Source organism: Streptomyces sp. RK9 (assembly GCF_045070545.1).
Classification (GTDB): Bacteria; Actinomycetota; Actinomycetes; order Streptomycetales; family Streptomycetaceae; genus Streptomyces; species Streptomyces alboflavus.
Map to the genome: position 1 here is coordinate 2,223,061 of NZ_CP173703.1, position 12,736 is coordinate 2,235,796.

At 71.0% G+C, this 12,736-nt stretch carries 11 protein-coding genes and 1 riboswitch; of the genes, 6 read left to right on the forward strand and 5 right to left on the reverse strand.

The annotated features are described in order from the left end of the window. Positions 1 to 11 precede the first annotated feature (11 nt). On the reverse strand, positions 12 to 413 hold the full coding sequence (locus AB6L24_RS08825) for a hypothetical protein (protein ID WP_030360901.1): 402 nt from the start codon (positions 411 to 413) through the stop codon (positions 12 to 14). 165 nt (positions 414 to 578) lie between these two features. On the opposite strand from AB6L24_RS08825, the gene AB6L24_RS08830 reads away from it, so the two are divergent. The 6 genes from AB6L24_RS08830 (at position 579) to AB6L24_RS08855 (ending at position 7,945) form a co-directional block, all read left to right on the forward strand. Further along, entirely contained in the window at positions 579 to 1,199 is a 621-nt protein-coding gene (locus AB6L24_RS08830; protein ID WP_030360900.1) for a heme-copper oxidase subunit III, read from the forward strand. A 103-nt stretch (positions 1,200 to 1,302) separates the two neighbouring features. Then, positions 1,303 to 2,112 (forward strand): c-type cytochrome, encoded by an 810-nt coding sequence (locus AB6L24_RS08835; protein WP_030360899.1) that lies wholly within the window; start codon positions 1,303 to 1,305, stop codon positions 2,110 to 2,112. Then, a complete protein-coding gene (locus AB6L24_RS08840; RefSeq protein WP_380852001.1) occupies positions 2,109 to 3,167 on the forward strand; it encodes a Rieske 2Fe-2S domain-containing protein in 1,059 nt (352 codons plus the stop codon). The genes AB6L24_RS08835 and AB6L24_RS08840 overlap by 4 nt, the downstream gene beginning before the upstream one ends. Continuing rightward, positions 3,164 to 4,816, forward strand: coding sequence for a cytochrome bc complex cytochrome b subunit (locus AB6L24_RS08845; protein ID WP_405653931.1), 1,653 nt, complete (start codon positions 3,164 to 3,166; stop codon positions 4,814 to 4,816). Before AB6L24_RS08840 ends, AB6L24_RS08845 begins: the two co-directional genes overlap by 4 nt. A gap of 153 nt (positions 4,817 to 4,969) precedes the next feature. After that, a complete protein-coding gene (trpD, locus tag AB6L24_RS08850; RefSeq protein WP_405653933.1) occupies positions 4,970 to 6,034 on the forward strand; it encodes an anthranilate phosphoribosyltransferase in 1,065 nt (354 codons plus the stop codon). A 210-nt stretch (positions 6,035 to 6,244) separates the two neighbouring features. Further along, positions 6,245 to 6,362: riboswitch (SAM riboswitch) on the forward strand. A gap of 188 nt (positions 6,363 to 6,550) precedes the next feature. Then, entirely contained in the window at positions 6,551 to 7,945 is a 1,395-nt protein-coding gene (locus tag AB6L24_RS08855) for an aminotransferase class V-fold PLP-dependent enzyme (protein WP_405653935.1), read from the forward strand. Here the strand turns inward: AB6L24_RS08855 and AB6L24_RS08860 are convergent. The 4 genes from AB6L24_RS08860 to AB6L24_RS08875 form a co-directional block, all read right to left on the reverse strand. Continuing rightward, positions 7,873 to 9,096 (reverse strand): glycerate kinase, encoded by a 1,224-nt coding sequence (locus tag AB6L24_RS08860; protein ID WP_405653937.1) that lies wholly within the window; start codon positions 9,094 to 9,096, stop codon positions 7,873 to 7,875. The two genes, AB6L24_RS08855 and AB6L24_RS08860, sit on opposite strands and share 73 nt — an antisense overlap. Before the next feature lie 45 nt (positions 9,097 to 9,141). Next, entirely contained in the window at positions 9,142 to 10,557 is a 1,416-nt protein-coding gene (locus tag AB6L24_RS08865; RefSeq protein ID WP_087883755.1) for an SLC13 family permease, read from the reverse strand. A gap of 91 nt (positions 10,558 to 10,648) precedes the next feature. After that, on the reverse strand, positions 10,649 to 11,311 hold the full coding sequence (locus tag AB6L24_RS08870; protein ID WP_087883754.1) for a response regulator transcription factor: 663 nt from the start codon (positions 11,309 to 11,311) through the stop codon (positions 10,649 to 10,651). A gap of 28 nt (positions 11,312 to 11,339) precedes the next feature. Then, positions 11,340 to 12,701, reverse strand: a complete 1,362-nt coding sequence (locus tag AB6L24_RS08875; RefSeq protein WP_405657101.1) for an ATP-binding protein — start codon at positions 12,699 to 12,701, stop codon at positions 11,340 to 11,342. Positions 12,702 to 12,736 lie beyond the last annotated feature (35 nt).

Genomic DNA, 12,736 nt, shown 5'->3' on the forward strand with positions numbered 1-12,736 from the left:
GCAGGGCCCCGTCAGGCGCTCAGCGCTGTCCTGTCACGCAGCAGGGCGGCCAGTGAGGCCGCGAACTCGACCGGGTCGACCGGAAGGGTCACCGCGGCCTCCGCGCGGCTCCAGGTGGCCAGCCAGGCGTCCTGCGGGCGCCCGATGAGCAGGAGCACCGGCGGGGCCTGGAAGATCTCGTCCTTGATCTGCCTGCACACGCCCATGCCGCCCGCCGGAACGGCCTCGCCGTCAAGGACGCAGGCGTCGATCCCGCCCCGTTCGAGCTCGGCGAGGACCGCGGGCAGCGTCGCGCACTCGATGAAGCGGACTTCTGGGACATCGCTGGCCGGCCGGCGTCCGGTGGCCAGGCGGACCTGCTCACGGGTGTTCGCGTTGTCGCTGTAGACCAGCACCGTGGCGGTCGGCTGCATGGTTCCTCCGCTTGGTCGAGGGCATCTCGCGCGGATGCTACTCCTCCCGACACCCCGTCAACAGCGCTTCGGACGCCGCTCCGATGGGCCATCCGGGCAGGACACACCCCACAGACACTCCGAACGGCACCCCCCGGGGTGAGGGCGGGATAAGCGACCGACATAATGTCGGTCGTGGCGACAGCAACGACAGTAGATACCGGGCACGCGCACCCGCCGGTCAATCGACCGAACCTCACCAGCGTCGGAACCATCATCTGGCTGAGTTCCGAGCTGATGTTCTTCGCGGCCCTCTTCGCGATGTACTTCACCCTGCGATCGGTTACGGGTCCCGATCACTGGAAGGAAATGGCGTCGAGCCTGAACTTCCCGTTCTCGGCGACGAACACCACGATCCTGGTGCTCTCCTCCCTCACCTGCCAGCTCGGCGTTTTCGCCGCCGAGCGCGGTGATGTGAAGAAGCTCCGGATGTGGTTCATCGTCACCTTCATCATGGGTGCGATCTTCATCGGCGGTCAGGTCTTCGAGTACACGGAGCTGGTCAAGCACGAGGGCCTCTCGCTCTCGTCCGACCCGTACGGCTCGGTGTTCTACCTGACCACCGGCTTCCACGGACTGCATGTGACAGGCGGCCTGATCGCCTTCCTGCTGGTCCTGGGCCGCACCTACGCGGCCAGGAGGTTCACCCACGAGCAGGCGACCGCCGCCATCGTCGTGTCCTACTACTGGCACTTCGTCGATGTCGTCTGGATCGGCCTCTTCGCCACGATCTACATGATCAAGTAGACGGTAGCGGGGACCGCGGCGGCCCTCGGCCGCGCTGACGCACCCGACGTACCGACACATTCCAGAAGCATCGACGCAGAAGATCCTGACACCGGGGTAATCCGTGAAAAAGCTCTCCGCACGACGACGCCATCCGCTGGCGGCGGTCGTCGTCCTACTCCTCGCGCTGGCGGCCACCGGGGGGCTGTACGCCGCGTTCGCGCCGGCGGACAAGGCGCAGGCCGACGAAACCGCTCAGTCCCTCGCCATCGACGAGGGCAAGAAGCTCTATGCCGTTGGCTGCTCCAGCTGCCACGGAACCGGCGGTCAGGGCAGTTCCGACGGCCCGAGCCTGGTGGGCGTGGGCGCCGCCGCTGTCGACTTCCAGGTCGGCACCGGCCGGATGCCGCTCCAGCAGCAGGGCGCCCAGGCGCCCAAGAAGAAGGTCATCTACAGCCAGGCTCAGATCGACCAGCTCGCCGCGTACATCGCCTCGCTCGGCGCGGGACCGAACATCCCCACCGAGAAGCAGGTCAGCCCCGAGGGCGCCGACATCGCCAAGGGCGGCGAACTGTTCCGTACCAACTGCGCCCAGTGCCACAACTTCACTGGTGAAGGCGGCGCGTTGACGCACGGCAAGTACGCACCGAGCCTTGAGGGCGTCAGCCCCAAGCACATCTACGAGGCCATGCAGACGGGCCCGCAGAACATGCCGTCCTTCCCCGACACGACGATGCCGGAGAAGGCCAAGAAGGACATCATCGCGTACCTCGACGCGGTCAACGGTGAGAAGACCGAGAGCCCCGGCGGCCTCAAGCTGGGCGGTCTCGGACCGGTCAGTGAAGGCCTGTTCGCCTGGATCTTCGGCCTCGGCGCGCTGATCGCGGTCGCCGTGTGGGTCGCCGCCCGGACCGCAAAGGCCAAGAAGTCATGAGTAGCCAAGAGAATCCAGAAGAGAACCTGCCCAGCGAGCAGGAATCCGCCCACGGCGCGGTAGCCGTGGCCGACGAGGCCGACCCGTTCGCGGACCCGGGGCTGCCGCCCCACGAGCACCGCGTCCAGGACATCGACGAGCAGGCCGCCCGGCGCTCCGAGCGCACGGTCGCGCTCCTGTTCACGATCTCGATGCTGGCCACCGTGGCCTTCATCGCCTCGTTCGTGGCCTTCCCGGTCGACAAGAGCGTCTACATCTGGCCCATCGGCCACATCAGCGCGCTCAACTTCTCCCTGGGCATGACCCTCGGCGTGGCCCTCTTCTGCATCGGCGCGGGCGCGGTCCACTGGGCCCGCACCCTGATGTCCGACGTGGAGGTCGCCGACGACCGGCACCCCATCGAGGCCGAGCCCGAGGTCAAGGCCAAGGTCATGGCCGACTTCGCGGCGGGCGCGAAGGAGTCCCAGCTCGGGCGGCGCAAGCTGATCCGCAACACCATGTTCGGCGCCCTCGCCATGGTCCCGCTGTCCGGTGTCGTCCTGCTGCGTGACCTCGGTCCGCTGCCGGAGGACAAGCTCCGGCACACCCTGTGGTCCAAGGGCAAGCTGCTCGTGAACATGAACACGAACGAGCCGCTGCGCCCCTCGGACGTCCAGGTCGGTTCGCTCACCTTCGCCAAGCCCGAGGGCCTGGAGGAGCACGACCACGACTTCCAGACCCAGATCGCCAAGGCGGCCCTGATGATCGTCCGGATCCAGCCGGACAACATCAAGGACAAGCGCGAGCTGGAGTGGTCGCACGAGGGCGTCGTCGCGTATTCCAAGATCTGCACCCACGTGGGCTGCCCGATCTCCCTGTACGAGCAGCAGACGCACCACGCTCTCTGCCCGTGCCACCAGTCCACCTTCGACCTCTCCGACGGCGCCCGAGTCATCTTCGGCCCCGCCGGTCACGCCCTTCCGCAGTTGAAGATCGGCGTGAACGAGGAGGGCTACCTCGAGGCGCACGGCGACTTCGAAGAGCCCGTCGGTCCTGCCTTCTGGGAGCGCGGATGAGCACCGAGAACACCACGGCGACAGAGGCCCCTGCCGCCGACTCACGCAAGAAGGCGCCCGCGGGTGAGCGGGTCGCCGACTGGGCCGACGGCCGGCTGGGGATCTACTCCCTGGCCAAGGCCAACATGCGCAAGATCTTCCCGGACCACTGGTCCTTCATGCTCGGTGAGATCTGCCTCTACAGCTTCATCATCATCATCCTCACGGGTGTGTACCTGACGCTGTTCTTCCACCCGTCGATGAACGAGGTGGAGTACCACGGCAGCTACGTGCCCCTGCAGGGCCAGCTGATGTCCGAGGCGTTCAACTCGACCATGCACATCTCCTTCGATGTGCGCGGTGGTCTGCTGATCCGGCAGATCCACCACTGGGCGGCGCTGATCTTCCTCGCGGCGATGTTCGTGCACATGATGCGCGTCTTCTTCACGGGCGCCTTCCGCAAGCCGCGCGAGGTCAACTGGCTGTTCGGCTTCCTGCTGTTCGTCCTCGGCATGTTCACCGGCTTCACCGGATACTCGCTGCCGGACGACCTGTTGTCGGGAACAGGTGTCCGCTTCATGCAGGGCGCCGTCCTGTCGGTGCCGATCGTCGGAACGTACCTCTCGATGTTCCTGTTCGGCGGGGAGTTCCCCGGCGGCGACTTCGTGGCGCGGTTCTACTCGGTCCACATCCTGCTGTTGCCGGGCATCATGCTCGGGCTCGTGGTGGCGCACCTGATCCTGGTCTTCTACCACAAGCACACGCAGTTCGCGGGCCCCGGCAAGACCAACAAGAACGTCGTCGGCATGCCGCTGCTCCCGGTCTACATGGCCAAGGCCGGAGGCTTCTTCTTCCTGGTCTTCGGTGTCATCGCGGCCGTCTCGGCGATCGCCACGATCAACCCGATCTGGGCTCTCGGCCCGTACCGGCCGGACCAGGTGTCCACCGGCGCCCAGCCCGACTGGTACATGGGCTTCTCCGAAGGCCTGATCCGTGTCATGCCGGGCTGGGAGATCAACCTCTGGGGTCACACGCTCGTCCTGGGTGTGTTCATCCCGTTGATCATCTTCCCGCTGGTCCTGGTGGCCATCGCGGTGTACCCGTTCATCGAGGCCTGGATCACCGGGGACAAGCGCGAGCACCACATCCTGGACCGCCCGCGCAACGCCCCGACCCGCACCGCCTTCGGTGTGGCCTGGATGACCTGGTACTTCGTCCTGCTCGTCGGTGGTGGAAACGACCTGTGGGCCACGCACTTCCACCTGTCGATCAACTCGATCACCTGGTTCGTCCGGATCTTCTTCTTCGCCGGACCGGTCATCGCGTTCATCGTCACCAAGCGGATCTGCCTCGGCCTCCAGCGCCGCGACAAGGACAAGGTGCTGCACGGACGCGAGTCCGGCATCATCAAGCGCCTGCCGCACGGTGAGTTCATCGAGGTGCACGAGCCGCTCAACAAGGAGCAGCTGCACACCCTGACCGCGCACGAGCAGTACCAGCCGCTCGAACTCGGCCCGACGGTCGACGAGAACGGCGTGGAGCGCAAGGTCAAGGGTCCGCAGAAGCTGCGGGCGAAGCTCTCCAAGAGCTACTACGGCGAGGACAGCCAGATCCCGAAGCCCACCGCGGAGGAGTACAAGGAGATCACGAGCGGCCACGGCCACCACTGATCACCTGAGCGCCACCAGGCGCTGACCCGAAGGTCGCCACGGCAGGAGCCCCGTCCAGTGCATGGACGGGGCTCTTTGCCGTCCTGTGGGCTGGATAGGGTGGACCCACCCCAAGAGCTTGGGATGTCTTCGTCTACGAACCCAGGAGCGGCCATGAGCGCTGTGACCCCCGCAGGAGGCGACACCGCGGCGGCCCGTTCCTGGCCCGACGTACTGAACGGGCTGCTCGACGGGCGCGACCAGAGCGCGGACGACACGGCCTGGGCCATGGACCGCATCATGAGCGGCGAGGCCACGGACGCGCAGATCGCGGGCTTCGCGGTGGCGCTGCGCGCCAAGGGCGAGACCGTCGAGGAGATCTCCGGCCTGGTCCGCACGATGTACGAGCACGCCCACACCATCGACGTGCCCGGGCCGAGCGTCGACATCGTCGGCACCGGCGGCGACGGCGCCAAGACCGTGAACATCTCCACCATGTCGGCGATCGTCGTCGCCGGGACCGGTGCGAAGGTCGTCAAGCACGGCAACCGCGCGGCGTCCTCCGCGAGCGGCGCCTCCGACGTCCTGGAGAAGCTCGGCGTGAACCTGGAGCTGACCCCCAGACGGGTGCGGGAGGTAGCCGAGGAGGCCGGGATCACCTTCTGCTTCGCGGTGAAGTTCCACCCCGCGCTGCGGCACGTGGCGCCCGCGCGGCGCGAGCTGGGCATCCGGACCACGTTCAACTTCCTCGGCCCGCTCACCAACCCGGCCAAGGTGCGGGCCCAGGCCACCGGCGTCGCCGACGCGCGGATGGCGCCGATCCTCGCCGGCGTCCTCGCCGAGCGCGGCTCGTCGGCGCTCGTCTTCCGCGGGGACGACGGGCTCGACGAGCTGACGACCACGGCCACCTCGCGGGTGTGGGTGGTCCGGGACGGGGGCGTCCACGAGGAGGCCTTCGACCCCCGGGACGTCGGCATCGACCTGGTCCCGGTCGAGGCCCTGCGGGGCGCCGACGCCTCGTACAACGCGGAGGTCGCGCGGCGGCTTCTGGACGGGGAGACGGGGCCCGTGCGGGACGCTGTGCTGCTCAACGCCGCGGCGGCGCTGGTCGCCCTGTCGCCGGGCGAGGGGGCCCTGGCGGGGCAGATCAGGACGGGGATGGCCAAGGCGGCCGAGGCCATCGACTCCGGGGCGGCGAAGGGTGCGCTGGCGCGCTGGGTGGCGGCGAGCAACAGCTGAGCTCCTGGAAGGGGCGCGGGGAACTGCGCGACCAGCCACAGCGAAGCCGCAGACGCGTCTGCCGAGTACTGAGCAGACGCGTCTGCGGCTTTTCTCGCGCTGAGCGCGCAGTTCCCCGCGCCCCTTCCAGGGGCTGTGTGGTGTACGTCGCAGTCCGGATTCTGGACTGCTGTGTTGCGGGTCCAAGATCGTGTGGCAGGATGCTGGGCAGGTCATGAGTGACAGCGACTACGGCCCCGGCCCGCTGTCCGGCAACCCTCCGTCCGTGGCGGGGTGCCCCGGGTGAAGACCAGGCGGTGGACAGCAAGGTTCGCCGCAAGCGCGGACCCCTCTTGAACCCTGGGGTCCTGGTCCTCAAGGGAGCAGTCTCGTGAGCAAGCGAATGCGATAGGGCGTCGACGCCCCTCTTCCGCGCACCTTTTCGCACCTCTCCTCCTTCATCGCTGAGCCGGTCGCCGCCGTACCCCCGTACGCGCGTCGCGCAGCGAATTCGCTTACCTGTCACGGGAGTTCGCCATGTCTGCCACCACTGTCGCCGCCGACCCCTCCGTCTGTGCCCCGCTGCCCGTCCTCGGCCGCGACGTCACCGTCCCCCTCGTCACCGGCGGCGAGGTGACCTACGCCGCGCTCGACTACGCCGCCAGCGCCCCGGCCCTGCAGCGGGTCTGGGACGACGTGGCCGCGTACGCGCCGTACTACGGGAGCGTGCACCGCGGCGCCGGATACCTGTCGCAGCTGTCGACCGACCTGTTCGAGAACGCGCGGAAGACCGTCGCCGAGTTCCTGGGCTGCCGCGAGGGCGACCAGGTGGTGTTCACGCGGTCGACCACCGACTCCCTGAACCTGCTCGCCGCCGCCCTGCCCGCCGACTGCCAGGTCTTCGTCTTCGAGACCGAGCACCACGCCTCGCTGCTGCCCTGGCGCGACGCCCGCGTCACCTACCTCGACGCCCCGCGCACCCACGACGAGGCCGTCCACACCCTGGAGCGCGCCCTCGCCGACCGCGACCCCTACGGGCCCGCCCTGGTGTGCGTCACCGGCGCCTCGAACGTCACCGGCGAGCTGTGGCCGGTGCGCGAGCTGGCCGCCGCCGCGCACGCGCACGGCGCCCGCATCGTCCTCGACGCCGCCCAGCTGGCGCCCCACCACCCCGTGGACGTACGGGAGCTGGACGTCGACTGGATCGCCTTCTCCGGGCACAAGCTGTACGCGCCCTTCGGCTCCGGAGTGCTCGCCGGGCGGGCCGACTGGCTCCAGGCGGCCGAGCCGTACCTCGCCGGCGGCGGCGCCTCGCGGAAGGTCGCGCGGCGCGCCGACGGGGGAGTGGACGTCGAGTGGCACGACACGGCCGCCCGGCACGAGGCAGGATCGCCCAACGTCATCGGCGCCTACTCCATCGCCTCCGCCTGCAAGGCCCTTCAGGAGGCCGGGTTCGACGCGCTGGTGGCGCGGGAGCGGCAGCTGATCGCGACGGTCACCGAGGGGCTCGCCGCGGTGCCGCAGGTGCGGGTGCTCTCCCTGTTCGGGGACGACGCGCCGCGCGTGGGCGTCATCTCCTTCGTCGTCGACGGCTGGAACAGCTCGCACTTCGCGGCCGCCCTGTCCGCCGAGTACGGCATCGGGGTGCGCGACGGCCTCTTCTGCGCCCACCCCCTCGTGCGCACCCTGCTCGGCGGCGCCCCCGACGAGCCCGGCGAGTGCGGCGCCCCCGAGGCCGCGCCGGGCGAGCGGTCCCTGAACGCGATCCGGGTGAGCTTCGGCGCGGGCACCCCCGACGAGCACGTGGAGCGCTTCGTGCGCGCCGTCCGCGAACTGGTGGCCGACGGGGCGCGCTGGAACTACCGCACGGAGGACGGGCGTTGCGTGCCGGACACCGGTACCGATGCCGCCGCCGAGGCCACGGCCGCCTGACGGCGCAGCCGGGACCCCAGGACGATCATGCGCAGGGCGCGCTCCGTCGCGTCCGTCAGGAACTCGCCGCCCCGGCTCAGGGCCTCCGGGAGCGACACCGGGGCGGGCAGGATCGCGCTGTAGGCGTCCACACCAAGATCGCGCACCGCGTGCGCCCCGTCCCCGATGGTGCCCGCGAGCACCAGGACGGGCCGCCCGAACCGCTTGGCGCGCCGGGCCACCTCGGCCGGGACCTTGCCGCGCGGAGTCTGGTGGTCGAGGGCGCCCTCCGCGGTGACGACCAGGTCGGCGCGGGCGAGGCGGGCGTCCAGGTCCAGATGGTCCAGGAGCACGTCGAAGCGGGGCAGGAGCTCGGCGCCGAGCGCGGCGAGCCCCGCGCCGAGGCCTCCGGAGGCGCCGGTCCCGACGCCGTTGTAGAGGTCGGTCGTGACCTTCAGGTCGCGGGTCAGGACGTACGCCCAGTGTTCGAGGCCCGCCGCGAGCTGCTCGACCTGGGCGGGGGTCGCGCCCTTCTGCGGGCCGAAGACGCGGGCCACGCCGCGCTCGCCGCACAGGACGTTGTGCGGGTTGCAGGCGACGAGCAGCTCGGTGTCCGCGAGGCGCGGGTCGAGGCCGCTGCTGTCGATGTGGTGCAGCCGCATCAGCTCACGGCCGCCGCGCGGCAGTTCCCAGCCGTCCTCGTCCAGGAGCCGGGCGCCGAGGGCCTGCAACGCCCCCGCGCCCCCGTCCGACGTGCCCGAGTCGCCGCAGCCCACCAGGATGCGCCGGGCACCGGCGTCGAGGGCGGCGCGGATCAGCTCGCCCACGCCGTACGTGGTGGTGGCGCCCGGGTCGCGCAGGTCCCGCGGGACCAGGCTGAGGCCGGCCGCCGCGGCCATCTCGACGACGGCGGTGCCGGAGCCGAGGAGCGCGAAGTGGGTGCCGATGCGCTCGCCCACGGGGCCCGTCGCGGGCAGCGCCACCAGTCGGCCCCCGGTCGCGGCGGCCAGCGCCTGCGCGGTGCCCTCGCCGCCGTCGACCAGCGGGATCAGGTCGATCTCCGCGTCCGGCACGACGCGCCGCACCCCGGCGGCGATGGCCTCCGCCACGGACTGGGCGGACAGGGACTCCTTGAAGCCGCTGGGCGCGACGGCGAAACGGGTGAGGGGCATGGACGTACTCCTTGAGTGGCGTGGACGGGGGAAGGCGAAGGGGGCTCAGCGGACGACGGGCACGCCGAGCAGCGGCCACACCGCGAGGGCGAAGAGCAGGACGAGCGCGGCCGTCAGGGGCGCCAGGACGGCGGACAGGCGCAGCAGGTCGCGCGGGGTGTAGGTGGGTGTGCCGGGTATCTCGGCGAAGAGCGTCACCGGCTTCGCGGACGCGGGCAGCGTGTGGCAGAAGCCGGCGGCCGCCGTGGACGCGAGCGCCGCCGCGACCGGGTTCACGCCCGCGCCCACGGCCGCCGCGACCACCAGCGGCACCAGGACGGACGAGCGGGCCGAGCGGGACTGGAGCACCAGGTGCGCCGCCGTGCTGATGACGATGACGGCGGCCAGGAACAGGCCGGGCGGCAGATCGACGGGAAGCCCCGACACCAGCCACTTCGCCGCCCCCGAGTCGGCGAGCGCCACACCCATCGCCATCGTCGCCGCCATGAACAGCAGCAGCGCCCACGGCACGGTCTTCAGGGCGTCCTTCAGGCGTACGGTGCCGAGCGCGGGCGAGGACGCGACGACCGCGCCGATCAGCGCGACCACGGCGGGCGGCACCTGGTGCAGGGGCTCGCTGCACCACAGGGCGACGACGGTGGCGAGGAGCAGGGCGCAGCGCGTCTCGGCGGGCTCCCAGGGGCCGGTGACGGGGTGTTCGCTGTGCTCCTGGATCTGCTCGGCGGTGATGTGGACGGGGCCGGTGCGGTCGGCGCGGCGGGTCGTCGTCCACAGCACGGCCTCGGCCGCCAGGTGCGAGGACGCTATGGCGAGGGGCAGGCCGAGCAGCAGCCACTGGGTGAAGCCGACGCGTTCGCCGGTGGCCTCCCACAGGACCGACACGGTGATCAGGTGCGCGCCCGCGCCGATCAGGGTCGCGACGGCGGACAGCAGGATCACGGTGGGGAACAGCAGCGCCAGCATCACCACGAGCCGCTTGCGGTCGGCGAGGACCTTGGCGAGCGCGAGGAAGACGGGCAGCGCGAGCGCGGCCCGCCCGGAGGTGGCGGGCACCGCGAAGGCCGTGACGACGAGCGCGGCGGTCGTCAGATGCGTCAACTGCCGCACGCTGCGGGCCCCGCTGACCAGGAACGCCGCGGCCCGCCCCGCGAGCCCGCTGCGCGCCACGGCGGCGGCGAGCACGAACGCGCAGATCAGCAGCCACACCGTCTCGTCGCCGAGGGTTCCGAAGAGGGTGTCGCTGCTGATCACGCCGGTGGCGGTGAGGGCGAGGCCCGCGCCGAGCGCGATGTACGTGTCGTCGATCGGCGTGCCGATCCAGGCGCAGGTGGCCAGGGCGAAGACGGCGAGGGTGAGGCGGGCGTCACCGCTCAGGCCGGGGAAGTTGCCGGGGACGACGAGGAGCGCGCACAGGCTGAGGGCCAGGCAGAGCAGGATCGTTTGCCGCAGGGTCAGGGTCACGGCATTCAGCGTCCGGGTGCGCCGTGAGTCCCCAATGAGCCGAAGATGAAAGGAACTTCACCGGCGGGCCCGCACCCGGGTCCGCCCGAGGTCACCCGGGCAGCCGGTACCCCATGCCCCGCACCGTCTCCACCCGCTCCGCCCCCAGCTTCTTGCGCAGCGCCCGTACGTACACGTCCACGATGTTCGACCCCGGGTCGAAGTCGTAGCCCCACACGTGGGACAGGATCTGCTCCCGTGAGAGCACCTGCCCGGGGTGGCGCAGGAACAGCTCCAGGAGCACGAACTCACGTGCCGTCAGGTCCACCGTGCGCTCGCCCGAACGGGCCCTGCGCGTGCGCAGGTCGAGCGTGACCTCGCCGCTCCGCAACACGGTCACCTCGGGCGCCCGCGCCGCCGTGCGCAGCCGGAGCCGCACCCGCGCGAGCAGCTCCTCGAACCGGAACGGCTTCGTCATCCAGTCGTCGGCGCCGCCTTCGAGCCCGGCGACCGTGTCCCGCACGGAGTCGCGCGCGGTCAGCACGATCACCGGCGCCGACACCCGCGCCTCGCGCAGCTCCCGGAGCACGGTGAAGCCGTCCCGGCCCGGCAGCCCGATGTCGAGCAGGATCAGGTCGAAGCCGCCGGTGAGGGCGTAGTCGTACGCCGCGTCGCCGTCGCCCACGATCGTCGTCGTGAAGCCGTTGGCCCGCAGTCCCTTGTCGACGAAGGAGGCGATGCGCTCCTCGTCCTCCACGATCAGCACCCGGCTCACGTCCGGCCTCCGGTTCCCGCAGCGCGGCTCATGTCTGGTCCTCCAGTACGAGTACGAATGTGGCGCCGCCGCCCTCGGTGGGGCGGAGCCCGACCTCGCCCCGGTGGCCGCGGGCGATCGCGCGGACGATCGAGAGCCCGAGCCCCGCGCCGCTGGTCCTGGCCCCGCGCCGGGACGTGCCGCGCCGGAAGCGCTCGAAGATGACCTCGGCGTCCTGCGCCTGGACGCCGGGGCCGCTGTCGGCGACGTACAGCTCGATCCGCCCGGACACCAGGCGCGAGCCGACGCGGATCAGGCCGCCGGGCACCGTGTGCTGCACGGCGTTCTGGGCGAGCTGGACCATCGCCTGGGTGATGCGCTGCGGATCGAGCCGGGCCTCGCGGTCGGCGGTCTCGGCCAGTTCCCAGCGGCGCTCGCCGAGGGCGCGGGCCTTCACGAAGACGTCGGCGGTCAGCTCGGCGAGCTGCACCGGCTCCGGTCGGATGAAGTCCGGGCGCTCGGCCTTGGCGAGGAGCAGCAGGTCCTCGACGATGCGGCTCATCCGGTCCAGCTCGTCGGTGACGAGGCGGACGGTCTCCTCGCGCTCCGTCGGGTCGTCGCCCATCAGCTCCAGGTGGCCGCGGACGATGGTGATGGGGGTGCGCAGCTCGTGCCCGGCGTCGTCGACGAACTCGCGCTGCGCGGCGAACGCCCGCTCCAGGCGGTCCAGCATGCCGTTGAACGTGTCGGCGAGCGTGGCGATGTCGTCCTTGCCGTGCACGGGGATGCGCCGGGTCAGGTCCTGCTCGGTGAGCTGGGCGGCGGCGGTGCGCACCAGGCGCACGGGTTTGAGGATGCGCCCGGCGACGGCCCAGGCGATGCCCGTCGTCAGGACGAGGGCGACGCCGGAGATGGCGAGCAGGATGCGGAACACGTCGTCCGCCTTGGCCTGTTCGGCGGCCGGGTGGAAGGCGACGACGAACGCCGCCTCCGGCTCGTCGCCGTGCCGGGCCACCTCGACCTTCGCCCAGCGCAGCTCGCCGGAGCGGCGGTCGAGGGTGCCCGTGGACCCGTCCGCCTCGAAGATCGCGCGCAGGGCGGCCCGGTCACGGTGCAGCGGGTGGCTCACCGACAGCTCCCGGCGCTGGGTGAACGCCGCCGGGTCCGAGCCCTCGCGGCGCACGAGGCCGATCAGCTCCTCGTCGGGGTCCGCGTACTGCCGCACCAGGAACACCGTGAGCAGCTTGCGCGGGTCGGTGAAGCGCTCGCCGGTGTCCGGGTCGACGCCCCGGTCCACGAAGTTGGTGAACTCGCCGGTCTCCTGGGTGAGCAGCCGGTCGACGCGGTGGTCGACGTCGCGCAGCAGGATCGAGCGGGTGGTCGCGGCCACCGCGGCGAGCGCGACCGCCATCACCAGGAGCAGCCAGAGCAGGATGCGGACGCGCG